The organism is Puerhibacterium puerhi, assembly GCF_009846865.1.
Lineage (GTDB): Bacteria > Actinomycetota > Actinomycetes > Actinomycetales > Cellulomonadaceae > Puerhibacterium > Puerhibacterium puerhi.
Window position 1 is genome coordinate 16,135 of record NZ_WUWN01000024.1, and the last position, 24,631, is coordinate 40,765.

The window sequence follows — 24,631 nt, forward strand, 5'->3', positions numbered from 1 at the left end:
AGCGGGCGCGGGATCACGCGGTTTCGGTCAGCGGCAGGCGCTCGTGCAGCAGCGCGCGGTCCTCGGCGGCGACGTCGGAGTCGGGCGAGGGCAGGCCGAACAGGTGCGCGACGGCGCCGGCCCGCGCGGCGAACGGGTCGCGCTCCAGGTCACGCAGGTACTCCTCGGTGAAGGCCCCGCTGCGCGCGACGCCGTAGGCCTCCTCCTGCAGCTGGTCGACCCGGTCGAGCGCGGCAGGCCCGGCGTGCGGGGCGGCGCGGAACGTCGGCAGCACGGTGGCGGTGACCTGGGCGACCGGGTAGGCCGGCGCGGACAGGTCCGGGGCGGTGCGCCGGCGCACGTCCGCCTCGGTCAGGTACCGCAGCGTCGCGCCGCCGCCCGGCCGGTCGGGGTCGGTGCGCGAGTCGCCCAGGGTGGTGTGGAAGACCTGCAGCAGCCCGTCGGCGGGCAGCGGGCGGCGGCGCAGCACCCCGGCGAGCTCCTCGTGGTGCCGGGCCCCCGACGCGAGGTTGCCGAGGTCGACCTGCAGGAGGAGCACGGCGTCCTCGGGCACCGCCCGGGCGCCCGGGGTGCGCGTGGGCGCGCCGCCGATGCGGGACAGGTCGCGCAGGTCCTCGTCCTCGGGCCGGACCTCCTCGGCCTCGTACGGGTCGGCCTCGTGGTCCGCCTCGGCGAGGTAGACCGCCGGCTCGATCTCCAGCTCGTCGGCGACGTCCCTCACCCGCGGGTCGGCGCGCAGCGCCGCGACGTCGCCGCCGTGCTCGAGGACCGCCCCGGTGAGCACCTCGTGCAGCGCGACGAGCTCGGCCGGGTCGGTGGCGCGTGCGACGCGCTCGCGCAGGGCGGCCAGGAGGTCCGGGTCGGCGTGCACCGTGGCCAGCGCCGCGGTCGACTCGTCCGCCAGGGCGTTCCACCGCACCGCCGGCACCTCGTGGATGCGGGGCGCCAGCTCGACGATCCGGTCCCGGAGCGCGAGGTACCGCTGCCAGGCGGGATGGGTCAGGTGGCGCACGGGGTCACCGTCCGGTCCGGCGCGGGGTGCGACCGCCCGCGCGGCGCCGCTCGGCCTGCGCGACGAGCCGCGCCATGTGCGCCTCGTCGTCCACGTGCCGGCGGTGGCGCGGGTCCTTCGGGTGGCGGGACAGCACCTCGCCGTACAGCCGGTCCAGCTCCTCGGCGCGCTCCTGCCCGCCCGCGTCGGCGGCGAGCTCCAGGGAGGCGGCGTAGGCGAGGACGTGCGCGCGCTCCTCCAGCTGCGGCTCCAGCTCCACGACGGTGGCGGCCACGTGGACCGCGTGCGGCGACGCCGGCGCCACGGTGCGCGACTCCCGGTCCAGCAGCGCGCCCAGCCGGCCGCGCCGGGCCCGGGCGGCGGAGCCGCGCACGACCCCGCGGACCACGGCCGCGAGGACGCCGCCGCCGACCAGCCCCACCACCAGCGAGCCGAACGGCCTGCCGGTCAGCAGGAGCAGCACCAGGACGCCCACCGCCATCCCGACCGGGTACCACCACCGCCCGGCGCGCTCGATCGCCCGGAGCACCGCCGGGCGGCTGCGCTCGGCGTCCGCCATCCCCGCGCCGATGCGCTCGACGGCGGCTCGCGCCTGCTCGTGCGTCGCGTCCGGGCTGCGGACGAACGCGAAGCCCTCCTGGTGCCCCTCCAGCACCCACGGGAGGCGGACGCGGCCGCTGTCCGCGGTCATCCGCTACTCCCCGGTCGCGCCGTCGATCAGCTCGCGCGCGACGTCGAGGTGCCCCGCGTGCCGGGCGTACTCCTGCAGCACGTGGAACCCGATCCACGCGAGCGTCGGCGTCGGCTCGGCGGTGAACCGCCCGCCGACGCGCCCGCGCGCGTCGAGCGGCGTCGACGTCAGGATGGCGCGGGTGCGCTCGCCGCCCGCGCGCAGCCGCCCGAGCAGGTCGTCCAGCCGGACGTCGTCGGGCACGTGCCAGCGGCCGCCGTCGACGCCGTCGGCGTGGTCGCCCCACGGGTCGGGCACCGGCTCGGCGAGGAAGCCCCAGACGAACCACCGCCGCTCCATGTGCACCAGGTGGGCGAGCATCTCCAGCGGCGTCCAGCCGGACGGCAGCGCGGTGCGCCGCAGCCGGTCGTCGGTCAGGCCGCGGAGCTTCCGCTCGACGACGCCGCGGTAGTAGTCCAGGTAGGCGACGAGCTGCACGCCCGGGTCGGCGGAGTCGACCTGGGGCTCGACGTCGGAGACTGCCATGGCGCGACCCTAGCGCCGGCCTCCCGGCGGACGGCGCCGCCCCCGCCGTCATACCGCGGGATGACGGCGCCGCCCGCGGGAATCCGCTCCGGGGGCGACGCGCCGCCCGGGCCCCGGCTGGGAGGTTGGGGGCATGACACCGATCCTGAGCGCCCGGGGCCTGACCATGCAGTACCCCGGCAGCCCCGCGCCCGCCCTCGACCACGTCAGCCTGGACATCGTGCCGGGCGAGTCGGTGGCGATCATGGGCGCCTCCGGCTCGGGCAAGACGACGCTCCTGCACTGCCTCGCCGGCATCCTGCGTCCCACGTCGGGCGCGGTGACGTTCGCCGCGGCGGGCGGGCCGGTGCAGGTGGAGCAGCTCGACGACGGCGGGCGCGCCCGGCTGCGCCGCGAGGAGCTCGGCTTCGTGTTCCAGCAGGGGCTGCTGCTGAACGAGCTGACCGCGCTGGAGAACGTCGCCGTCGCGCGGATGCTCGGCGGCGTCGCGCGCCGGCAGGCCGAGGCCGAGGCCGCCCAGTGGCTCGCCCACCTGGGCCTGGCCGGCATGGAGCACCGGCGCCTCGGCGAGCTGTCCGGCGGGCAGGCGCAGCGCGTCGCGATCGCCCGCGCCCAGGTCACCGGTGCCCGGCTGCTGTTCGCCGACGAGCCCACCGGCGCGCTGGACTCCACGACGTCGGCGGAGGTCCTCGGCCTGCTGCTGGGCGCCGTCCAGCAGGGCCGCACCCTGGTGGTGGTGACCCACGACCCCGAGGTGGCGCGCCGCTGCGCCCGCACCGTGGTGCTGCGCGACGGGCGCGTCGTGGCCGACTCCGGGCGCCCGGGCCCGCGCGACGTCGCACCGCGGCCGACGACGGCGCCCGCCGCCCCGGCGGACGCGCGGGCCGCCGCGATCGCCCAGCACCCCGCCGGGGGCGCCCGATGAGCGCCGCCGCCACCGCGGTCCGGCTGGCCGGGCTGTTCGCGCGGCGCCGCGGCGACGACCGGCTCGCCGCGGCGCTGCCGCTGGTGTCCTTCACGCTGGTCACCGCGCTGCTGCTGCTCGTGGCGGGCGGCGCGCAGGCGTTCTTCCGCTGGGACGACGACCTCGCCGTCACCTACCAGGTCCTCGCCGTCGTCGCCCTCGTGCTGCTGCTGGTGCCGCTGGCCACCGTGGGCGCCTCGGCCGCACGGCTCGCCGCGCGGCGCCGCGACGAGCGGCTCGCCTCGCTGCGCCTGCTGGGCGCCACCGCCGGCACCGTCACGCTGCTGACCGTGCTGGAGGCCGCCGTCACGGCCCTCGCCGGCGCCGTCCTCGGCACCGCCCTGTACGCGGCGACCGCGCCGCTGGTGGGGCTGCTGCACTTCCGCGGCGCGGCGCTCGGCGCGCAGGTCTGGCTGCCGTGGGCGTGGGTGCCGGCGGCGGTGGGCGCCGTCGCGCTGCTCGGCGCGCTGAGCGCCGTGGCGGGCCTGCGCTCCGTGGTCGTCACGCCGCTGGGCGTGCGCACGCGGCAGAAGGCCGGCGGCGCCCACTGGGCGCGCGCGGCGGTCGCCCTCGGCGTCGTCGTGGTGGGCGCGGTGGCCATGGGGCAGCTCGGCCTGTTCGCCGAGGCGGGCGGCATCGTGGCGATGATCGTCGTGATGGCCGTGGTGTTCGGCGGCGCGCTGCTCGCCCTCGACACCGTGGGGCCGTGGTTCGTGCGGGTGCGCGCCCGCCGCGCCCACCGCAGGGCCGGCAGCGTGGCGCGCCTGCTGGCCGCGCGGATGGTCCTGGAGGACCCCAAGGCGGCGTGGCGCCAGGTCAGCGGCGTGGCGATGACCAGCTTCGTCGGCGTCTTCGGCGCGGCGGGCCTGGCGATCTCCAGCCTCGGCGACCCCGGCACGCTCGACGGCGACGAGCGCTGGCTGCTGCAGGACGTCTCCACCGGCGTGCTCGTCACCGTCGCCGCGTCGTTCCTCATGGTCGCCTGCTCCGTGGGCATCAACCAGGCCGCCGCCACGCTCGACCGGGCGCCGGTGCACGTGTCGCTCGACCGCCTGGGCGTGCCCCGCGCGGTGATGGCCGAGGCGTCGCGTCGCTCGGTGATGTCCCCGCTGTGGGTGGTGGCCGGCGGCTCGGCCGCGTGCGCCGTCGTGCTGCTGCTGCCGGTGCTGGGCTACGCCGTCTTCGCGCAGCCGACGGCGGTCCTGACCGCGGCGGCGGTGTTCGCCGCCGGGTTCCTCGTGGTCCGCGGCGCCGCCGCGGTCGCGGCGGGGCTCGTGCCCGGGATCCTGGCCCGGCCCGAGCGGGCGCTGTGAACGACGCCGTCCGGGACGCCGTGAGCGACGCCGGCCCGTGAGAGAATAGAACGGACCCGAGACCTCCCCGCCGACGCCGGCGGGGAGGTTTTCTCGTATGACCACTCCTGCGCGCCCCGCGCACCCCACCGCCCCCGTCCCCGCCGTCGTGCGCCCGGCGACCCCCGACGACCACGAGGCCCTGACCCACCTGTGGCAGCTGTTCCGCCACGATCTGTCCGCCGTCACCGGCGCGCTGCCGGACGGGCGCGGCCGCTTCCGCGACGAGCGGCTGCGCGCCGCGCTCGACGGCGCCCCGGGCTGGCGGGCGCACGTGCTGCGGCTCGGCGACGCGCCCGCGGGCTTCGCGCTGGTGCGCGGGCTCGACGGCGGCACACGGGTGCTGAGCGCGTTCTTCGTCGTCGCCGCGGCCCGGCGCCGCGGCGTCGGGCTCGCCGCCGCGAGCGCCGTGCTGGCGGCCCACCCGGGGCCCTGGGAGGTGGCGTTCCAGGACGCCAACGCGCCGGCCGTCGCGTTCTGGCGGCGCGTGGCGACGACGGCGGCGGGCGCGGCGTGGAGCGAGGAGCGGCGGCCGGTGCCCGGGCGCCCGGACCTGCCGCCGGACGTGTGGATCCACATCCCGGCGTGACCGGACGGCGCCGCGCCGGCGCACCGTCGGCGCGGCGCCGTAGCCTGCCCGCATGGGGACAGGGACGTCGACCACTGCCGCCTCCGCCGTCGGGCACGCCGAGGTGCTGCCCGCGCTCGGGCGGTTCGACGACTTCGCCGAGGTGGTGGGGGTCAAGAAGCCCGGGGGCCGGGGGTGCTGGTGCATGGCGTACCGCGACTCGCGCGTGCCCGTCGAGGAGCGCCCCGACTACATGCGCGACCAGTGCGCCACCGCGCCGGGCCCCGGCGTGCTCGCCTACCTCGACGGGGTGCCGGTGGGCTGGTGCTCGGTCGCGCCGCGCAGCACCTACCGCCGGCTGATGCACTCCCGGACGATCCCCTTCGTCGACGAGCGCGACGCCTGGTCGGCGGTGTGCTTCGTGGTCCGCGGCGGCTACCGCAGGCGGGGACTCATGCACGTGCTGCTCGAGGGCGCCGTCGCGCACGCCGCCGCCCACGGCGCGGCGGTGGTCGAGGGCTACCCGGTCGAGGTGGACGAGGACGGGCGGGTCGACGTCGTCTCCGGGTACGTGGGCACCACCCGGCTGTTCGAGGCGCACGGCTTCGTCCGCGCCGCCCCCACGACCGGCCACAGCGGCGGACGCCGCCGCTGGGTGATGCGCCGCGAGCTCGGCTGAGCCGCCGTCCGCGCGCCCGGGTTCAGCAGACCCGCACAGTGCGCTGTGCACAGCAGGCGCGCAAAAACTGGGCAGACTGCCTCTTGAGTGACCCCGGGCACGTTCCTACCGTTGCCGCGTCCTGGCACGGGAACGGAAGGAACCCCCATGGCACGTGCAGCAGAGTCCGACGACTTCGCCCTGTCCCGCGTCCTCCCGGGCGTGCAACGGCACTGGTTCGCCATCGCCGTCCAGCGCTTCGGGCAGGTCTCGGCCCTGTCGCAGTTCCTCATGGGGGCGACGCTCGGCTACGGCATGACCTTCGGCAACGCCGTCCTGGCGTTCCTGTTCGGCTCGATCATCCTCGAGGTGATCATGTGCGTGGTCGGCATCATCGGCCAGCGCGAGGGCCTCAACACGGCGCTGCTGGCCCGCTGGACCGGCTTCGGCGAGGTCGGCGCCTCCCTCGTGGGCCTGGCCATCGGCATCAGCCTCATCGGCTGGTTCGGCATCCAGAGCGCGATCTCGGCCGAGTCGCTCGACGCGCTCATGCCGGGCGTGCTGCCCATGTGGGTGTGGTGCCTGATCTTCGGCCTCGTGGTCACCGCCATCGTGGCGTTCGGCTTCGGCGGCATGCAGTGGCTGGCCAACATCACGGTGCCGCTGTTCCTCGTGCTGGTCGGCTGGTCGATCGTCACCGAGCTGAGCCGGCACTCCCTGACCGAGCTCGTGACCTCCCCGCCGCCCGGCCCCGAGCTGAGCCTCGGCGCGGGCACGGGCATCGTGGCCGGCGGCCTCATCGTCGGCGCGATCATCACCTCGGACATGACGCGCTTCAACCGCTCGGGCCGCGACGTCGTCAAGCAGACGGTGGTCGGCGTGACGCTGGGCGAGTTCGTCATCGGCCTGGCCGGCGTGCTGCTGGCGCACGCCGCCGGCTCGGACAACGTCGTCGCCATCATCACCTCGTCGATCGGCGTCGTCGGCCTGCTCATCGTGCTCACCGGCACCCTGAAGATCAACGACTGGAACCTCTACTCCTCGAGCCTGGGCCTGGTGAACTTCGTGTCCACCACGTTCGGCAGGGCGCTGTCGCGCACGATGACGACGATCGTGCTCGGCGTGGTCGGCTCCGTGCTGGCCGCCGCGGGCATCCTCGGCCGGTTCAGCGACTTCCTCACCGTGCTGGGCGTCGCCTTCCCGCCGGTCGCGGGGATCATGGTCGCCGAGTACTTCGTCGTGAAGCGCTGGCGCCGCGACCTCGACGCCACGCGCGCCGCCGCCACGCTGCCCGCCACGGCCCCGCGCGTCGTGCCGGCCACGCTGGTGATCTGGCTCGTGTCGTCGCTGGTGGGCTACTTCGTCCACGTCGGCATCCCGTCGATCAACTCGCTGGTGCTCGCGATCGTGCTGTACGCGGTCGCCGGCCGGCTGGGCTGGGTGCGCGGCGTCGGCGAGGCCGCCACCGTCACCACCGAGGCCGAGCCCGTCGCCGCCGCCCGCTGACCGCCCCCGCTCGACCGCGGCGCCCGCGCGCCGCGCGCACCACCCCACGAAGGAGAACCATGCACATCGGAATCGACGTCGGCGGGACCAACACGGACGCGGCGCTGATGGAGGGCACCACCGTGCTCGCCGGCGTCAAGCAGTCCACCAGCCCCGACGTCACGAGCGGCATCGTCGCGGCGGTGCAGGACCTGCGCCGCCAGCACCCGTTCGCCGGCGGTCAGGTCTCCGCGGTGATGATCGGCACCACGCACTTCATCAACGCCCTGGTCGAGGCGCGCCGCCTCGCCCCGACCGCCGCGCTGCGCCTCGGCCTGCCCGCCACGCGGGCGCTGCCGCCGCTGGTCGACTGGCCCGAGCACCTGCGCACCGCCATCAGCGCGCGCAGCTACCTGGCCCACGGCGGCTACGAGTTCGACGGCCGGCCCATCTCGCCGCTCGACCCCGAGGAGCTGCGCCGGCACGCGGGCGACATGGCCTCCCACGGCATCCGCTCCGTGGCCGTCTCGTCGGTGTTCAGCCCGGTCAACCACGACCTCGAGCTGCAGGCCGCGGAGATCCTGCGCGCCGAGCTGGGCGACGACGTCGCCATCTCGCTGTCGCACGAGATCGGCCGCATCGGCCTGCTGGAGCGCGAGAACGCCACGGTCATCAACGCCGCGCTGCGCGAGCTGGCCACCGAGATCGTCGACGGCCTCGCTGCCGCCGTGCGCGCCCAGGGCATCGAGGCGCCGATCTACCTCAGCCAGAACGACGGCACGCTGATGGACGACGAGTACGTGCGCCGCTACCCCGTCGCGACGTTCGCCTCCGGCCCCACCAACTCGATGCGCGGCGCCGCCGCCACCAGCGGCCTGGACACCTGCGCCGTCATCGACGTGGGCGGCACGACGGCGGACATCGGCCTGCTGGTCAACGGCTTCCCGCGCGAGGCCACCACCGAGGTGACCGTGGCCGGGGTGCGCACCAACTTCCGCATGCCCGACGTGCTGTCGCTGGGCATCGGCGGCGGCTCGATCGTCGACGAGGCCACCGCCGAGGTGGGCCCCCGGTCGGTGGGCTACCGGCTGACCACCGAGGCGCTGGTGTTCGGCGGCTCCACGCTGACCGCCACCGACATCGCCGTGGCCGCCGGCCGCGCCGACATCGGCGACCGCGACCGCGTCGCGCACCTCGACCCGGCGTTCGTCGACGCCGTGCTCAAGCGCGTCGCCCAGCGCGTGGAGGACGCCATCGACCAGATGCGCACGTCCGCCGCGCACATCCCCGTCGTCGCCGTCGGCGGCGGCTCGGTGCTGCTGCCCGACGAGCTCGGCGAGTTCGGGCAGGTGCACCGCCCGGCCAACTACGCCGTCGCCAACGCCATCGGCGCCTCGATCGCCCAGGTGGGCGGCGAGATCGACAAGATCTACGCGATCGCGCCGGGCACCCGCGAGCAGGTGCTGGCCGACGTGCGCCAGGAGGCGGTCGACAAGACCGTCGCCGCCGGCGCCGTGCCGGCCTCGGTGAGCGTCGTCGACTTCGACGAGGTGCCCATCCCCTACCTGCCCGGCAACGCCACCCGCATCCGGGTCAAGGCCGTGGGCGACCTGAGCATGGAGGCGTGAGATGAGCTGGACCATCGACACCGCCGACCTGCACCGCCTCTCGCGCGGCGCTGCCGTGTACGGCACCGGCGGCGGGGGCGACCCGTACGTCGGCGCGCTGCTCGCCGCCGGCGCGATCGCCGAGCACGGCCCGGTCACCGTCGTGACCCAGGACGAGCTGCCCGACGACGCCGTGGTGATCACCGTCGCGATGATGGGCGCGCCCACCGTGATGGTGGAGAAGCTGCCCAACCTCGACGAGGTGGTGGGCTCCGTGCGGGCCCTCGAGGCCGTGCTCGGCCGCGCCGTCACCCACGTGACCTGCGCCGAGGTGGGCGGCGTGAACTCGACCATCCCGGTCGCGGCCGCCGCGGCGCTGGGCCTGCCGCTGCTGGACGCCGACGGCATGGGCCGGGCGTTCCCCGAGCTGCAGATGGTGCTGCCCACGCTGTACGGCATCACCGCCTCGCCGCTGGCCTTCGCCGACGACAAGGGCAACACCGGCGTGCTGACCACGGTGGACAACACCTGGACCGAGCGCATCGCCCGCGTCGCCTGCGTCGAGATGGGCTGCTCGGTGATGATCGCCGGGTTCGCCATGACGGGCGTCCAGGCGCGCGAGTCGCTCGTGCAGGGCTCGCTGCGGGCCTGCGTCGAGCTCGGCGCGGCCGTGGACGCCGCCCGGGCCGAGCACGTCGACCCCGTCACCCGGGTCGCCGAGGTGCTCGGCGGGCGCGAGGTGTTCGCCGGCAAGGTGGTGGACGTCGAGCGCGCGACCACGACGGGCTTCGCCCGCGGCCGCGCCCGGATCGACGGCGCCGCCGGCACGCTCACCCTGGAGTTCCAGAACGAGCACCTGCTCGCCCGCGCGGGGGACGACGTCGTCGTCACGACGCCGGACCTGATCATGGTGCTCGAGCACGACAGCGGCGAGGCCATCACCACCGAGGGCCTGCGGTACGGCCAGCGCGTGCGCGTGGTCGCCGCGCCGGCGGACCCCCGCTGGCACTCGGCCGAGGCCCTCGCGATGGTCGGCCCCGGCTACTTCGGCTACGACGTGCCGGCCCGCCGGTACGACGGGCAGGTCTCGGACGGCGCGGGGGTGGCGGCATGAGCTGGGAGCTGCGCGGCGAGCACCTCGCCGACCTGGCGCGCGGCGCCACCCTGCTGGGCACCGGCGGCGGCGGCGACCCGTACATCGGGCGCCGGCTCGTCGAGCGGGTGCTCGGCGACGGCGCCATCACGATCCTCGACCCGGACGAGATCGCCGACGACCTGTTCGTCGTCCCCACCGCGCAGATGGGCGCGCCCACGGTGATGGTGGAGAAGATCCCCGCCGGCACCGAGCCGACGCTCGCGCTGCGCACCCTGGAGAAGCACCTGGGCCGCACCGCTGACGCCACGATGCCGATCGAGTGCGGCGGCATCAACTCGATGATCCCGCTGGTGGTCGCCGCCGAGACGGGCCTGCCCGTGGTCGACGCCGACGGCATGGGCCGGGCCTTCCCCGAGCTGTCCATGGAGACGTTCGCCGTCTACGGCGTGCACGGCTCCCCGCTGGCGCTGGCCGGCGAGCGCGGCGAGACCGTCGTCATCGACACCGGCGACGACGACCGGCAGATGGAGTGGCTCGCCCGCGCGGTGACCATCCGCCTGGGCGGCGTCGGGCACATCGCCGAGTACGCGATGTCCGGCGCGGACGTGCGCCGCACGGCAGTGCCGCGCACCCTGTCGATGGCGCTGCGCCTCGGCACCGCCATCCGGCAGGCGCGCGAGACGAAGCGCTCGCCGTTCGAGGCGATCGCCGAGACCCTGTCCACCACGCTGTACTCGCACGTGCGCGAGCTGTTCGTGGGCAAGGTGCGCGACGTCGAGCGACGCACCACCGACGGGTTCGCCAAGGGCGCCGCGCGCGTCGCGGCGGCCGACGGCGGCAGCGAGCTGGAGCTGCGGTTCCAGAACGAGAACCTCACCGCGCACGTCGACGGGCGGCTCGTGGCGATCGTGCCGGACCTGATCTGCGTGCTGGACGCCGAGACGGCCGAGCCGATCACCACCGAGGGCCTGCGGTACGGCCAGCGGGTGCGCGTCATCGGCATCTCGACGCCGGACATGATGCGCACGCCCGAGGCGCTGGCCGCGTTCGGCCCGGGCGCGTTCGGCATCGACGAGGAGTTCGTCCCGGTGGAGCAGGCGCTGCCTGCTGAGACGCCTGTGGAGGGTGCCGCCACCGCCTCCGTAGGCTGACCGCCATGCCCCGCACCCTCGCCAGCCACGACGTGCCGGCGCTGGCGGCGGGGGCAGCGCTCCTGGGCGCGGGCGGGGGCGGCGCGACCACCGTCCTGGAGCTGATGCTCCGGGGCACGCCGCACCCCCCGCGCCCGCTGCACGCCGTCGGCGAGCTCGACCCGGCGACGCCGTGCCTGGCCGTGGCGGTCATGGGCTCGACGATGCTGTTCACCGAGCGCCTGCCCGCGCTCGACCCGTTCGCCGAGCCCGTCGCCGCGCTCGAGCGCTGGCTCGGCACGCCCGTGCCGGCGGTCTGCTGGGCTGAGGTCGGCGGGATGAACGGGCTGACGCCGCTGGCCCTGCCGCCGCGGCGGCGCCTGGTCGACGCCGACCTCATGGGCCGCGCCCTGCCGGACCTCGACCAGTTCTCCCTGCTCGTCGACGACGTGCCCGGCGTGGTGTTCGCGTGCACCACGGGCGCCGGCGGCGTCGTCCTGCTGGACGGCTCGCGCCCCGCCGACGTCGAGCAGATCCTGCGCACCGCCACCACGACCGCCGGCGGCTGGGCCGGGATCGTCGTGGGCGGCTTCACCGTCGGCGACCTCGCCCGGCACGCGATCGTCGGGTCCGTCTCCCGGGCGCTCGACGCGGGCCGCGGCTTCCTCGCCGCCCGGCACGGCGACCCCCGCGAGCTCGCCCGCGCGATCGGCGGCGAGCTGGTGGGCGAGGCGCGCGTGCTCGGCGCGGCGCCGCTGGCCGACGACCCCCGCGTCACGACGGTGGACCTCGTCGCGCCCGACGGGCCGGTGTACCGGCTGGTCACCCGCACCGAGCACCTGGCGCTGAGCCGCGACGGGCGGACGGTGGTCGCCGCGCCGACCGTGATCGTCGTCGTGGACGCCGTGACGCGGGAGATCGTGCCGGTCGAGGGCGTCCGCCGCGGTCGCAGCGTGCTGCTGTACGCGGTACCCGCGCCGGCGTGGTGGCGCGAGCCGCGGCGGTACGCCCGCGCGTCGCCGTCGGCCTACGGGCTGGCGGGGCTGGACGTGCCGGTGCCCGCCACCGTCCCCGCCGGCCCTGCCGGCCCTGCCGGCCCTGCCGAACCTGCCGCCGACCGACCGGAGGCACCGTGAGCACCACCCTCTCGCTGGCCGGCCTGCTGGCCGCACCGCGCACCGGCGGGGTGCGCCTCGTCGCGGGCCGCGAGGCCGAGTGGCGCGACGTCGTCGTCGAGACCGCCGAGGCGGACCTGCCCGACCACGCGGACGGCGCGCTCGCCGTGCTGACGTCCCCCGCCCCGCCCACGCCGTGGCAGACCGACGCCCTGCTGCGGCGGGTGCGCGACCGCGGCTTCACCGGCCTGGCGCTGCCCGAGCCCGCGCGCGAGGTGAGCGCCGACCTGGCCCAGCGGCTCGGCCTCGTGGTGCTCGCCGCCGGGCGGCCCACCCAGCTCGCGCGGGCCTGCTGGGAGCTGCTCGCCCAGCGCGACGCGCTCACGCTGTCGCTGGTGCGCCGCGTGGCGCAGACCATCGAGTACCACGCGGAGGACCTTCGCGACCTGCTGCGGGACCTGGCCGCGAACCTCGGCCACGCCGTGGCGCTCGTCGACCGTGACGAGGTGCTGCTCGAGGTCGGCCACCCGCTGCCGCCGCGGCTGCACGCCGCCGTCGACTTCTCCGGCTGGGCGCACACGGTGCGCACCGACGACGGCGCCGCCGCGTCGGTGCGCGTCGACAGCCCGACGCGCGGCGGGCTGCGCCTGGTGCTGCACGACCGGGTGCTCACCGACGCCCAGCTCGCGGCGCTGACCACGGTGGCCGAGGTGGCCATGCCGATGGTCGCGGCGCGCATCCTCATCGACGAGGTGGTGGCGCTCAGCGACGTGTCGCGCTCGTCCGGGCTGCTCGGCGACTTCCTCGAGCAGCGCGGGGTGCCCGACCCCGAGGTGGCCCGCCGCATGCGCGAGCGCGGCTGGCGCACCATCGGCTACCACGTGGGCTTCCGCATGGTGGCCCGGCACCGCGCCGAGCCCGTGGACCTGGCGCAGTACGTCAGCCGCCGCCTCGGGGCCATCCCGGTCGACTCGCACGTGACCACCCGCGGCCGCGGCGTCACCGGCTGGCTCAGCTACACCGAGGCGCCGAGCGCCGCGACGCTGGCCGACCACATCGCGCGGCTGCGCCGGCTGCACACCGACGCCCAGTCGCAGTACTCGATCGCCACCGGCGTCGGCACGCTGCGCGAGGGCGGCCCGGGGCTGTCCGCGACGCTCGGCGAGGCGGCCGACGCCGCGCGGCTGGCCACCACCCGCGCGTCCACGGGCTGGTTCCTGCACATCGACCGGCTCGGGCTGGAGCAGCTGCTGCTGGCCTGGACGGGCAACGACACGTTCGCCCCGGCCGCGCGGTCGCTGCTGGAGCCGCTGAGCCCCACCGACCTGCGCACGCTGTCGGCCTACCTCGACCACGAGTCGCAGGTGGCCGCGACGGCGACGGCGCTGGGGGTGCACCGCAACACCGTGACCACCCGCATGCAGCGCATCCAGGAGGAGCTCGGCGTCGACCTCACCGACCCCGACGCCCGCCTCGCCGTGCACCTCGCGTGCCGCACGGTGGTGCCGCCGTCGGACGCCTGACCCTCCCTGCCGTACGGTGGCCGGGTGACCGTCACCGTGCTCACCGGCGCCGGCATCTCCACGGGCTCCGGCATCCCGGACTTCCGCGGGCCGGACGGCGTGTGGACCCGCCACCCGGAGGCGGCGCGCCTGCTGGAGATCGACGCCTACCTCGCCGAGCCGGACGTGCGCGCGGCGGGCTGGCGCTGGTGGGCGGCGCACCCGGGGTGGCACGCGCGCCCGACGGCGGCGCACCGGGCGCTCGTGGAGCTCGCCGACGCCGGGGTGCTCGAGGCGGTGCTGACGCAGAACTTCGACGGGCTGCACCAGGCGGCCGGCTCGGCGCCCGACGACGTGGTGGAGCTGCACGGGTCCGCGGCGACGACGTCGTGCACCCGGTGCGACTGGAGCGGCCCGACGGCGGACGTGCTCGCGCGCGTCCCCGCCGAGCCGGACCCGCGCTGCCCGCGCTGCGGCGGGGTGCTCAAGCCGGACGTCGTGTACTTCGGCGAGGTGCTGCCGCAGGCCGCGCTGGACCGCGCCTTCCGGGCGGCGGAGGCCTGCTCGGTGTTCGTGGCCGTCGGCACGTCGCTCACCGTGCACCCGGTGGCGACGCTGCCGCTCGTGGCGCTGGACCACGGCGCCGACCTCGTCGTCGTCAACGCGGAGCCGACGCCGTACGACCGGCTGGCCGACCGGGTGCTGCGCGAGCCGATCGACGAGGCGGTCCCGGCGCTGGTCGAGGAGCTGCTGGCGGGCTGAGCGCCGCCGTGCCGGTCTCGGCGCACGAGACGAGGCCGGCGGTGGCGAGCGTGGAGTGGCGAGGCGTGCACGATGTGGTCACGATTCAGCGGGACCGGCGGCGAGGAGAGGGTGGATGGCGCAGGACGGCACGCAGCTTCCGCCCCTGCCGACGGTCGCCGCCGGCGACGTCTCCGAGTTCGCGGTGCAGGCGGCGCAGATCGGCACGTTCGACTGGGACTTCCGCACGGGCCTGCTGCACTGGGACCGGCGGCTGCTCGAGATGTTCGGGTACGACGACGGCGCGTTCGACGGCACGATCGAGAGCTTCCTGCGCCGCGTGCACCCGGACGACGTCGCCCGCGTCGCGGACGCCCTGCAGCGCGCGCGGGACACCTGCGGCGAGTACGCCCCGGAGTTCCGCAGCCTCCTGCCGGACGGCACGTCGCGCTGGATCTGGGCGCGCGGCCGCGCGATCCCGGGCGAGGACGGCCGCGCGGTCCGGCTCATCGGCGCTGCCTACGACGCCACCGCGACGCAGGAGAGCCAGGCCCGGGTCGAGCGGGTGCTCGAGGCCATGCCGTCGGCGTTCTTCTTCCTCGACCACGCCTGGCGCTTCACCTACGTCAACGCCGAGGCCGAGCGCATCCTGGCGAGCACGCGCGACCGGCTCGTCGGCGGCACGGTGTGGGACCTGTTCCCCGCGGCGCTCGGGTCGGACTTCGAGCGGCACTACCGCCGCGCCATGGACACCGGGGAGCCGGTGCGGTTCGAGGAGTACTACCCCGCCCCGCTCGACCGCTGGTACGAGGTGCGGGCGTGGCCCAGCCCCGACGGCCTGTCGGTGTACTTCCTCGACATCACCGACCGGCGCCAGGACCAGGACCGCCTCGCCCAGGCCGCGCAGCGCGCCGACCTGGCCTCGCGGGTGAGCGAGGAGCTGACCGAGACCCTCGACGTCGAGCACGCGGTGGCCCGGCTCGCCCAGCTCGTGGTGCCGTCCCTCGCCGACTGGTGCCTGGTCGGCCTCGTGGAGGAGGACGACGGCACGCCGCACGGCAGGCGGCTGCACGACATCACGTCGTGGCGGATCGACGAGCACGCCCGGCACATGCACGAGATCGGCGCCTGGCACGTCGACGAGCGCCTGCGCTCCCTGGTCGAGCGGTTCGCGACCGTCCGCCTGGACCACCTGAAGGGCGAGTCGTACCTGCAGCGCGCGATGGCGTCCGGCGCCCCCGTGACGGTCGACCGCCCCGCCTCCCGGTCGCTGCAGTCCGTGCTGCAGCCCGGCGAGGCCCACGACCTGGTCGCCCGCCTCGCCCCGGAGACCGGCACGGTGCTGCCGCTGCGGGCGCGCGGGCGCACCGTGGGCGCGCTGAGCCTGTTCCGCGGCGCCGGCCGCGAACCGCTGACGGCCGAGGAGCTGGTCACCGCCCAGGACGTCGCGCGCCGGGCCGCCCTGGCCCTGGACAACGCCCGGCTGTACCGCGAGCAGCGGCACGTGGCGGAGGGGTTCCAGCGGTCGCTGCTGTCGGCCCCCGTCCAGCCCGAGCACCTGCAGATCGCCGTGCGCTACCACCCCGCCGCGCAGGTGGCGCAGGTGGGCGGCGACTGGTACGACGCGTTCGCCCAGCCCGACGGCGGCACCGTCGTCGTCATCGGCGACGTCGTGGGCCACGACCTGGCCGCCGCCGTCACCATGAGCCACGTGCGCTCGGCGCTGCGCAGCATCGCCGTGACCACCGGCGCCGGCCCCGCCCGCCTGCTGACGCAGGTCGACCGGGCCCTGCGGACGCTGCGGTCGGACGCGATCGCCACCGCCGTCGTGGCGCGGCTCGAGCCGATGCCGGACGGCGGCACGCGGCTGCGCTGGTCGAGCGCCGGGCACCCCCCGCCGATGCTGGTCGAGGCGGGCGGCGGCGCCGTCACGCCGCTGGTCGCGAGCCGGCCCGACGCGCTGCTGGGGATCATGCCGGACAGCGAGCGCCACGAGGGCTCCGTGGCGCTCGTCCCCGGCTCCACCGTCGTGCTCTACACCGACGGGCTCGTCGAGCGCCGCGACCAGCACCTGCGCACGGGCATGGACCGGCTGGCGCAGGCCCTCGGCGACCTCGCCGGGCTGGAGCTCGACGAGCTGTGCGACGAGGTCGTGGCGCGGATGGTGCCGGAGCACCCGGCCGACGACGTCGCGCTGGTGGCGGTGCGGCTGCGGGCGTAGCCGGTTGCGGCGCAGCCCGCGGCGTGGGGACCATCCCGGATGACGCGCGACTCCCGCGACCACGACATCGTGGTCTTCGGCACCAGCGGATTCGTCGGGCGGCTGGTCGCCGCGCACCTGGCCGAGCACGCGCCGGACGACGCCTGCATCGCCCTCGCGGGGCGGTCGCGGGAGAAGGTCGAGCGGGCGCGCGCCGAGCTGCCTGCGCGGGGGCGCGGGTGGCCGCTGCTGGTGGCGGACGCGTCCGACCCGGCGTCGCTCGCGGCGATGACGAGCTCCGCGCGCGTCGTCGTCAGCGCCGTGGGGCCGTACCTGCGCCGCGGGCTGCCGGTGGTGGAGGCCTGCGCACGGGCGGGGACGCACTACGCGGACCTCACCGGCGAGGTGCCGTTCGTCCGCCAGGCGATCGACCGGTACGACGCGGTCGCGCGGGCGTCCGGGGCGCGGCTGGTGCACTGCTGCGGGTACGACTCGGTCCCGTCCGACCTGGCCGTGCTGACCCTGCACCGGCGCGTCGAGGCCGCCGGTGCCGGCCCGCTCGGCCGCGTGCTGGCCGTGGCCTCGGCGCGCGGCGGCGTGAGCGGCGGGACGGTCGCGTCGATGCGCGGCGTCGTCGAGCTCGGCGCGGGCGACCCGTCGGTGCGGCGGCTGCTCGCCGACCCCTTCGCGCTCAGCCCGGACCGCGCTGCTGAGCCGGACGTGTCCCAGCCGTCGGACTTCCTGGGTCCGAGCCTTCTCGTCGACGGCCGGTGGACCGCGCCCTTCCCGATGGCGTCGGTCAACACCCGCGTGGTGCGGCGGTCCAACGCGCTGCAGGGCTGGGCCTACGGGCGGGGGCTGCGGTACGGGGAGGTCGTGGGGGTGGGCCGCGGGGTCGGCGGGGCGCTCGGGGCGTTCGGGCTCACCGCCGGGATGGGCGTCGCGGCGGCGGCGTTCGCCGTGCCGCCCGCTCGGGCGCTGCTGGACCGGGTGCTGCCCGACGCCGGGAGCGGGCCCGACGAGGAGGCGCGCCGTGCCGGGTGGTTCCGGACGGAGCTTCGGGCCGTGACGGCAGCCGGGGAGCGCTACGAGGCCGTCGCGGCGGGGTCGGGCGACCCGGGGTACGCGGCGACCGCCATGATGCTCGGGGAGTCGGCGCTCGCGCTGGCGTTCGACGAGGAGCGGCTGCCGGACAGAGCGGGGTCGCTGACGCCGGCCACCGGGATCGGGGACGTGCTGGTCGAGCGGCTGCGGGCTGCGGGCCACACGTACGAGGCGGCGCCGCGCTGATCCGTTGGCACCCCGCGGTGGCGGGATGAGCGGGACGAGACGGCGATGAGGTGCGCCTGAAAGGATTCGAACCTTCGACACCCGCTTTAGGAGAGCGGTGCTCTATCCACTGAGCTACAGGCGCTCGGGCCGCCCACGAGCAGGCGACCTGCTCCGCCGTCGGGCAGCACCCGGCGACGGACCGCCCACAGCCTAGCGCCCTGCCGGCTCCGCGGGTGAGCCGAGAGCCTGCTCCCGCCCGCGCGACGTCGGCACGTCGTCGCCAGCTCGGCAGCTCGTCGCGAGATCGGCAGCTCAAGGTGCCGACCTGACGACGACCTGCCGAGCTCACGCGTCAGGAGTGGAGGGGGCACCGCCACAGGCTCGGGCGCAGCGCGACGTCACACCCACGCGGCGGGGTTGGCCAGCACCTCGCGCAGCACCTCGCGCGCCCCGCCCACGGTCGCGGCGTGCGGCCCGGCCGCAGCTCGCCGCACCGCCACCGGCGAGAACGGCGCGGCCAGCGCCGTCGTCTGCACCGTGTCGGCCACGACGCCGCCGAGCCAGTCGTACAGCGCCGTGTAGGCACCGCCGAGCACCACGGTCTCCACGTCCACGAGGTTCACGAACGCCGCGAGCGCCTGCCCCAGCGCGCGCGCGCCGCGCTCCACCGCGGCCACAGCAGAAGCGTCACCAGCACGCAGCGCCGACACCAGCGCCTCCACCGGCGCGTCGGCGGCCAGCCCCGACTCGCGCAGCAGCACCTCCTTGCCGGCGTACTGCTCCAGGCAGCCGTGGTTGCCGCACGAGCAGCGCGGCCCGGCCGGGTCGACGACGACGTGGCCGATCTCGCCGTTCCAGCCCCGCTCCCCCAGGAACAGCCGGCGGTCGACGACGATGCCGGCGCCGATGCCGACGTCGGCGGAGACGTAGAGGAACGACGGCGGCACGTCGCCGGCGAGCTCGGCGGCGGCGGCGAGCTTGGCCTCGTTGGCCACCTCGACCGGCAGCGGCTCGCCGTCGCGGGTGCGCAGCCCGAGCGGCGGCACGGGGTCGATCGAGGACCAGCCGAGGTTGGGTGCCACCTGCAGCAGGCCGGTGCGGGCGTCGACCAGGCCGGGCAGCGCCAGCCGCGCCCCGGCCACGCGCATGCCCGCGCCCTCGGCGTCGTCGAGCACCTTGCGCGCGAGCGCGCCGAGCCGCGGCAGCACGACGTCGGGGTCGCTGTCGTGGAACGAGCCCGGCTCCACGCGCTGCTCGACCACCTGCCCGGCGAGGTCCAGCACGGTGACGCCGAGGTAGTCGACGTTCACCTCGAGCCCGAGCCCGACGACGGTGCGCGCCGCCGGTTGCAGCGGCACCGCGGGGCGGCCGGCGCGCTGGGCGGCGACGGGCGGCAGCTCGGCCACGAGCCCGCCGGCCACCAGCCGGTCCACCAGCGTCGACACGGTGGCCCGCGCCAGCCCGGTCGCGGCGGCCACGTCGGCGCGCGAGAGTGGCTCGGGCGCGTCGAACACCGCGCGGGCGACGAGCCGGAGGTTGCGCTCGCGCAGCGTGTGCTGACGCGCGGCGGCCCCGCGGGCGGTCGTCGTCGGCTCGGCGGTCATGGCTTGACTGTAGCCGAGCGCCGGGTAATAGTTCAGCCATCCAACAAATGGCCGCGCCGGAGCGGCACGGCCACGACGACTCGACGAGGAGACCACCGTGAGCGACATCAAGTACTCGTTCGGCCTGTGGACCGTGGGCTGGCCCGCGAACGACCCGTTCGGCACCGCGACCCGTCCGGACCTGGACCCCGCCGAGTCGATCCGCAAGCTCGCCGAGCTGGGCGCGTGGGGCTTCACGTACCACGACAACGACGTGTTCCCCTTCGGCGCCGACGAGTCGGTGCGCCAGAAGAACATCGACGCGGTGAAGAAGGCGGCCGAGGAGTCCGGCCTCGTCTGCGAGATGGTCACCACCAACACCTTCACCCACCCGGTGTTCAAGGACGGCGCGTTCACCTCGAACAACCGCGACGTGCGCCGCTTCGGCCTCAAGAAGGTGCTGCGCAGCGTCGACAACGCCGCCGAGATGGGCGCCTCCACGTTCGTCATGTGGGGCGGCCGCGAGGGCACGGAGTACGACAACTCCAAGGACCTCATCTCGGCGCACGCCCGCTACGCCGAGGGCATCGACACCGTCGCCGCCTACATCAAGGAGAAGGGCTACGACCTGCGCATCGGCCTCGAGCCGAAGCCGAACGAGCCCCGCGGCGACATCTTCCTGCCGACGATCGGCCACGCCATCGCGCTGATCAACACGCTCGACAACGGCGACATCGTGGGCCTCAACCCGGAGACGGGCCACGAGCAGATGGCCGGCCTCAACTACACGCACGGCATCGCGCTGGCGCTGTACTGCGGCAAGCTCTTCCACATCGACCTCAACGGCCAGCACGGCCCGAAGTACGACCAGGACCTGGTGTTCGGCCACGGCGACCTGCTCTCGGCCTTCTTCACGGTCGACCTGCTCGAGAACGGCGCCCCCAACGGCGGCCCGCGCTACGAGGGCCCGCGCCACTTCGACTACAAGCCGTCGCGCACCGAGTACCTCGACGGCGTGTGGGAGTCGGCCAAGGCCAACATGGAGACCTACGACATGCTCGCGGCCAAGGCCAAGGCCTACCGCGAGGACCCGGAGGTCCAGGCCGCGTTCGAGCACGCCGGCATCTTCGAGCTCGGCCAGTCGACGCTGGCCGAGGGCGAGTCGTTCGACGCGTTCCTGGCCGACTCCTCGGTGGACGCCGACTTCGACATCGACGCCGCCGCCGAGCGCGACTACGGCCTGGTGCGCCTGCACCAGCTCGCGCTCAAGCACCTCATCGGCTGAGCCGAAGCAGTCCCCTGCCGGTGGGCGGGGTCCCGTGGCCGCGTTGCTCGCGTGGCCGCCGGGGCCCCGCCCACGACGGCGTTCCCCCTCCCTCGTCGTCCGGGCCCCGCCCCGCCCCCTCCGAAGGAAGCAACGATGCCCCTCGTCGCCGGCGTGGACTCCTCCACGCAGTCCTGCAAGATCGTCGTCCGCGACGCCGACACCGGACGGCTGGTCCGCAGCGGCTCCGCGAAGCACCCCGACGGCACCGAGGTCGACCCGCAGCACTGGTGGGACGCGTTCGGCGAGGCGGCCCGCGCCGCCGGCGGCCTGGACGACGTGGCCGCGATCGCCGTCGGCGGCCAGCAGCACGGGCTGGTGGCGCTCGACGCCGAGGGCCGCGTCGTCCGCCCGGCGCTGCTGTGGAACGACACCCGCTCGGCCGGCTCGGCCGAGGACCTGATCCGCGAGCTCGGCGACGGCGACCGCGAGGCCGGCGCCCAGCGCTGGGCCGACGCCGTCGGGTCGGTGCTCGTGGCATCCCTGACCGTCACCAAGCTGCGCTGGGTGCGCGACAACGAGCCGGAGAACGCCGCGCGCATCGCCGCCGTGGCGCTCCCACACGACTGGCTGAGCTGGCGCATCGCCGGCTACGGCCCCGCCGGCGACCCGAGCGCGCCGCTCGGCCCGCAGCTCGACAAGCTCTTCACCGACCGCTCCGACGCGTCCGGCACCGGGTACTACGACGCCGACGCCGCGGCGTCCGACGGCGGCGCGGCTGGCGCGGACGGCGCGGACGGCGCGGACGAGGGCGTCGGCGCCTACCGCCGCGACCTGCTGCGCCTCGCGCTGGGCCGCGACGACGTCGTGCTGCCGCGCGTCCTCGCGCCGACCGAGGCCGGCGGCGTCGCGCACGCGTCGGTCGCGGGCGCCGACGTCGAGGGCGGCGCTCTCATCGGCCCGGGCGCCGGCGACAACGCCGGGGCGTCGCTGGGCCTGGGCATGCGCCCGGGCGACATCGCCATCTCCATCGGTACCTCCGGCGTGGTGTCCGCCGTCGCGCCGACCCGCACCGCCGACGGCTCCGGCGCCATCAACGGGTTCGCCGACGCCACCGGCAACTCGCTGATGCTCGCGGTGACCCTCAACGCCGCCCGCGTGCTCGACGCCGCCCGCACCGTGCTCGACGTCGAGTTCGACGAGCTGGCCCGCCTCGCGCTGGCCGCCCCGCCCGGGGCCGACGGCCTCGTGCTCGTGCCCTACCTCGAGGGCGAGCGCACCCCCAACCGCCCGGACGCCACCGGCACGCTGCACGGGATCCGCCTGAAGACCTCGACCCGCGAGCACCTGGCCCGCGCCTACGTCGAGGGCATGCTCTGCGGCCTGGCCGACGGGCTCGACGCGCTGCGCGCGCTGGACGTGCCGATCGAGCGGGTCATGCTCATCGGCGGCGCGGCGCAGTCGCCGGCCGTGCAGCAGATCGCGCCGCAGGTGTTCGGCGTCTCCATCGCCGTGCCGGAGCCCGGCGAGTACGTGGCCGACGGCGCCGCCCGCCAGGCCGCGTGGGTGCTCGCCGCCGCGCGCGCCGGCGAGGCCGTCGATGCGCCGGAGTGGTCGACGACGGTCGCCACCACGCTCGACGCCGACCCGCAGCCGGAGATCCGCGAGCAGTACGCGGCGGTGCGCGACCTCGTCTGACGCGGCTCGCCACCGCCCAACGACGCCGAGATAGAGAGGCCCCCTCGCGAGATAGAGAGGGCGTCCGCCGAGACCTGAGTTGTGGTTGCCTCCGAGGCCTCGGAGGCAACCACAACTCAGGTCTCGGCGTTCACGGACCGGCGACCTCGGCGCGGGGCCGACTACTTCGGGACAAGGCTCTCTACCTCGGGCGGAGAGCTCTCTATCTCGGCGCTCGGGCTCTCTATCTCGGCGCGCGGGGTCTCTATCTCGGCGTCAGGGGCGGGCGTAGGTGCGGAACCGGTAGCGCGGCCCGAACGACGACGTCTGCCACTCGCCGTCGTCGGCCAGCTCCCACTGCTCCGGGTCGAGCGCCGGGGCGTACGCGTCGCCCTCGACCTCGAGGTCCACCTCGGTGACCACGCAGCGGTCGGCGCGGCCGAGCGCCTGGGCGTAGACCTGCCCGCCGCCGATCACCCAGACGTCCTCGCCGCCGGGGGCGTCCTCGGCGGCCGCCAGCGCCTCCTCGAGCGAGGTCACGACCACCAGCCGCGGCCCGGCGGGCGCCAGCACCCGCACGGTCGCGTCGGGGTCCGCGGGCGCCGGCGGCCGGACCGGCTCGACGACGGGCCGCGAGCCGCGCGTGACCACCACGTTGGTTCGCCCGGGCAGGGGCCTGTTCTTCGCCGGCAGGGACTCCCACGTCAGCCGCCCCATCACCACGGGGTGCCCGGACGTCGTGCGCTTGAAGTGCGCGAAGTCCTCCGGCACACGCCACGGGATGGCGCCGCCCGCGCCGATCACGGCACGCCCCTCGGCGTCGTGCGCCTGGGCCCAGATCAGTCCGATCACGCGCGTCAGACCGCCACCGGCGCCTTGATGGCGGGGTGGTGCTGGTAGCCAACCACCTGCACGTCCTCGTAGGCGTAGTCGAGGATGGAGCCGCGCGGGGCGAGCTCGAGGCGGGGGTAGGGGTAGGCGTCGCGGGAGAGCTGCTCGCGCACCTGCTCGAGGTGGTTGTCGTAGACGTGGCAGTCGCCGCCGGTCCAGACGAACTCGCCGACCTCGAGGCCGGTCTGCTGCGCCACCATGTGCGTCAGGAGCGCGTACGAGGCGATGTTGAACGGCACCCCGAGGAACATGTCCGCCGAGCGCTGGTAGAGCTGGCAGCTGAGCCTGCCGTCGGCCACGTAGAACTGGAACAGCAGGTGGCACGGCGGCAGCGCCATGTTGGAGATCTCCGCGACGTTCCACGCGCTGACGATCAGCCGGCGCGAGTCGGGGTTGGTGCGGATCTGCTCGATCACCTGCTGGATCTGGTCGATGTGCCGGCCGTCCGGCGTGGGCCACGAGCGCCACTGCACGCCGTAGACCGGGCCGAGCTCGCCGTCGGCGGAGGCCCACTCGTCCCAGATCGAGACGCCGTGCTCCTGCAGCCAACGCACGTTGGAGTCGCCGCGCAGGAACCACAGCAGCTCGTACACCACGGACTTCAGGTGCACGCGCTTGGTCGTGATCAGCGGGAAGCCCTGTGACAGGTCGTAGCGGATCTGCCGGCCGAACACGCTGGTGGTGCCGGTGCCCGTGCGGTCCGACTTGTGCGTGCCGTTCTCCAGCACGTCGCGCAGCAGGTCCTCGTACGGCGTGGCGACGGCGGCCGTGCCGCCCGTCGCGAGGGTGGCAGGGACCGGGGCCTCGCGCAGCGCGTCGCTCATGGCCGCCAGTGTAGGCGCGGCGTCCGACGGCGCCGGTGGCCGCCGCGGGCCCGCGGCGGCGGACCTCACCCGCCGAGGGGTTCCTGCCCGGCGGGTGGGCCGATAGCGTCGGGGCCGAGCGCCCCGGTGCTCACTGAGGTCCTTCAGCGGAGAAGGGCCGCGGACGAAGGAGACAGGCGTTGAAGTTCGTGACCGCACCCCTGCTCATCAAGGTGGGCGCCATCCTGCTCGCGGTGGGGCTCCTCGTGGGCTGGTTCATCCCCAACTTCCTCATCGGTGACTACCCGCTGTGGGTCAGCCGGGAACCCGGCCTCGAGCTGATCGCCACCCTGCTGAGCATCGTGGCCACCGTCGCCACCACGGTGGGCGCACCGCTGCTCGCGGCCGGGCTCGGAGCCGCAGCGGTCATCTCCGCGACCAAGGGGACGATCCCCACGGCCGAGGCTGACGACTAGAGGGCCCGCGCCCGACGGC

At 75.6% G+C, this 24,631-nt stretch carries 22 protein-coding genes and 1 tRNA gene; 16 read left to right on the top strand and 7 right to left on the bottom strand.

What is annotated here, in order from left to right; genetic code table 11:
* Positions 1-13: 13 nt before the first annotated feature.
* The 3 genes from GSF02_RS12805 to GSF02_RS12815 are packed head-to-tail and all read right to left on the bottom strand — an operon-like array spanning position 14 to position 2,228.
* Entirely contained in the window at positions 14-1,012 is a 999-nt protein-coding gene (locus GSF02_RS12805; RefSeq protein WP_159797039.1) for a hypothetical protein, read from the bottom strand.
* Positions 1,013-1,016: 4 nt separating this feature from the next.
* The gene (locus GSF02_RS12810) at positions 1,017-1,703 is read right to left on the bottom strand and encodes a hypothetical protein (RefSeq protein ID WP_159797042.1); all 687 of its coding nucleotides are present in this window, start codon (positions 1,701-1,703) and stop codon (positions 1,017-1,019) included.
* A gap of 3 nt (positions 1,704-1,706) precedes the next feature.
* The gene (locus GSF02_RS12815; RefSeq protein WP_159797045.1) at positions 1,707-2,228 is read right to left on the bottom strand and encodes a DinB family protein; all 522 of its coding nucleotides are present in this window, start codon (positions 2,226-2,228) and stop codon (positions 1,707-1,709) included.
* Positions 2,229-2,361: 133 nt separating this feature from the next.
* Between GSF02_RS12815 and GSF02_RS12820 the strand changes: the two genes are divergently transcribed.
* The 13 genes from GSF02_RS12820 (at position 2,362) to GSF02_RS12880 (ending at position 17,936) form a co-directional block, all read left to right on the top strand.
* Positions 2,362-3,153 (top strand): ABC transporter ATP-binding protein, encoded by a 792-nt coding sequence (locus GSF02_RS12820; protein WP_159797048.1) that lies wholly within the window; start codon positions 2,362-2,364, stop codon positions 3,151-3,153.
* The gene (locus GSF02_RS12825; RefSeq protein ID WP_159797050.1) at positions 3,150-4,505 is read left to right on the top strand and encodes an FtsX-like permease family protein; all 1,356 of its coding nucleotides are present in this window, start codon (positions 3,150-3,152) and stop codon (positions 4,503-4,505) included. Before GSF02_RS12820 ends, GSF02_RS12825 begins: the two co-directional genes overlap by 4 nt.
* Before the next feature lie 97 nt (positions 4,506-4,602).
* Positions 4,603-5,133, top strand: coding sequence for a GNAT family N-acetyltransferase (locus tag GSF02_RS12830; protein ID WP_159797053.1), 531 nt, complete (start codon positions 4,603-4,605; stop codon positions 5,131-5,133).
* 52 nt (positions 5,134-5,185) lie between these two features.
* Positions 5,186-5,791: a GNAT family N-acetyltransferase gene (locus GSF02_RS12835; RefSeq protein WP_159797056.1), complete on the top strand. Its 606-nt coding sequence runs from the start codon at positions 5,186-5,188 to the stop codon at positions 5,789-5,791.
* A gap of 147 nt (positions 5,792-5,938) precedes the next feature.
* A complete protein-coding gene (locus tag GSF02_RS12840; protein ID WP_159797059.1) occupies positions 5,939-7,276 on the top strand; it encodes a purine-cytosine permease family protein in 1,338 nt (445 codons plus the stop codon).
* 59 nt (positions 7,277-7,335) lie between these two features.
* On the top strand, positions 7,336-8,883 hold the full coding sequence (locus GSF02_RS12845) for a hydantoinase/oxoprolinase N-terminal domain-containing protein (protein ID WP_159797062.1): 1,548 nt from the start codon (positions 7,336-7,338) through the stop codon (positions 8,881-8,883).
* 1 nt (position 8,884) lies between these two features.
* Positions 8,885-9,976: a DUF917 domain-containing protein gene (locus GSF02_RS12850; protein WP_159797065.1), complete on the top strand. Its 1,092-nt coding sequence runs from the start codon at positions 8,885-8,887 to the stop codon at positions 9,974-9,976.
* Complete coding sequence (locus GSF02_RS12855; RefSeq protein ID WP_159797068.1) at positions 9,973-11,109, top strand: DUF917 domain-containing protein; 1,137 nt, start codon at positions 9,973-9,975, stop codon at positions 11,107-11,109. The genes GSF02_RS12850 and GSF02_RS12855 overlap by 4 nt, the downstream gene beginning before the upstream one ends.
* Before the next feature lie 5 nt (positions 11,110-11,114).
* Positions 11,115-12,224, top strand: coding sequence for a DUF917 domain-containing protein (locus GSF02_RS12860; protein ID WP_159797071.1), 1,110 nt, complete (start codon positions 11,115-11,117; stop codon positions 12,222-12,224).
* Positions 12,221-13,726 (top strand): PucR family transcriptional regulator, encoded by a 1,506-nt coding sequence (locus GSF02_RS12865; RefSeq protein ID WP_159797074.1) that lies wholly within the window; start codon positions 12,221-12,223, stop codon positions 13,724-13,726. The genes GSF02_RS12860 and GSF02_RS12865 overlap by 4 nt, the downstream gene beginning before the upstream one ends.
* A gap of 24 nt (positions 13,727-13,750) precedes the next feature.
* Positions 13,751-14,467, top strand: coding sequence for an SIR2 family NAD-dependent protein deacylase (locus tag GSF02_RS12870; protein ID WP_159797077.1), 717 nt, complete (start codon positions 13,751-13,753; stop codon positions 14,465-14,467).
* A gap of 115 nt (positions 14,468-14,582) precedes the next feature.
* Positions 14,583-16,667: a SpoIIE family protein phosphatase gene (locus GSF02_RS12875; RefSeq protein ID WP_159797080.1), complete on the top strand. Its 2,085-nt coding sequence runs from the start codon at positions 14,583-14,585 to the stop codon at positions 16,665-16,667.
* A 39-nt stretch (positions 16,668-16,706) separates the two neighbouring features.
* Positions 16,707-17,936: a saccharopine dehydrogenase family protein gene (locus GSF02_RS12880; protein WP_159797083.1), complete on the top strand. Its 1,230-nt coding sequence runs from the start codon at positions 16,707-16,709 to the stop codon at positions 17,934-17,936.
* A gap of 51 nt (positions 17,937-17,987) precedes the next feature.
* Here GSF02_RS12880 and GSF02_RS12885 read toward each other — a convergent pair.
* Both GSF02_RS12885 and GSF02_RS12890 read right to left on the bottom strand, forming a co-directional pair.
* A tRNA-Arg gene (locus tag GSF02_RS12885) sits at positions 17,988-18,060 on the bottom strand.
* Between the two features lie 256 nt (positions 18,061-18,316).
* Positions 18,317-19,522, bottom strand: a complete 1,206-nt coding sequence (locus tag GSF02_RS12890) for an ROK family transcriptional regulator (protein WP_201308917.1) — start codon at positions 19,520-19,522, stop codon at positions 18,317-18,319.
* Positions 19,523-19,619: 97 nt separating this feature from the next.
* Between GSF02_RS12890 and xylA the strand changes: the two genes are divergently transcribed.
* Both xylA and GSF02_RS12900 read left to right on the top strand, forming a co-directional pair.
* Entirely contained in the window at positions 19,620-20,786 is a 1,167-nt protein-coding gene (gene xylA / locus GSF02_RS12895) for a xylose isomerase (RefSeq protein WP_159797089.1), read from the top strand.
* Positions 20,787-20,921: 135 nt separating this feature from the next.
* Positions 20,922-22,463: a xylulokinase gene (locus GSF02_RS12900; protein ID WP_159797093.1), complete on the top strand. Its 1,542-nt coding sequence runs from the start codon at positions 20,922-20,924 to the stop codon at positions 22,461-22,463.
* Positions 22,464-22,718: 255 nt separating this feature from the next.
* Here GSF02_RS12900 and GSF02_RS12905 read toward each other — a convergent pair whose 3' ends face one another.
* Together GSF02_RS12905 and GSF02_RS12910 are read right to left on the bottom strand one after the other, a co-directional pair.
* On the bottom strand, positions 22,719-23,294 hold the full coding sequence (locus GSF02_RS12905) for a dihydrofolate reductase (protein WP_159797095.1): 576 nt from the start codon (positions 23,292-23,294) through the stop codon (positions 22,719-22,721).
* 5 nt (positions 23,295-23,299) lie between these two features.
* A complete protein-coding gene (locus tag GSF02_RS12910) occupies positions 23,300-24,157 on the bottom strand; it encodes a thymidylate synthase (protein WP_159797098.1) in 858 nt (285 codons plus the stop codon).
* Positions 24,158-24,336: 179 nt separating this feature from the next.
* Between GSF02_RS12910 and GSF02_RS12915 the strand changes: the two genes are divergently transcribed.
* Positions 24,337-24,612 (top strand): hypothetical protein, encoded by a 276-nt coding sequence (locus tag GSF02_RS12915; RefSeq protein WP_159797101.1) that lies wholly within the window; start codon positions 24,337-24,339, stop codon positions 24,610-24,612.
* Positions 24,613-24,631 lie beyond the last annotated feature (19 nt).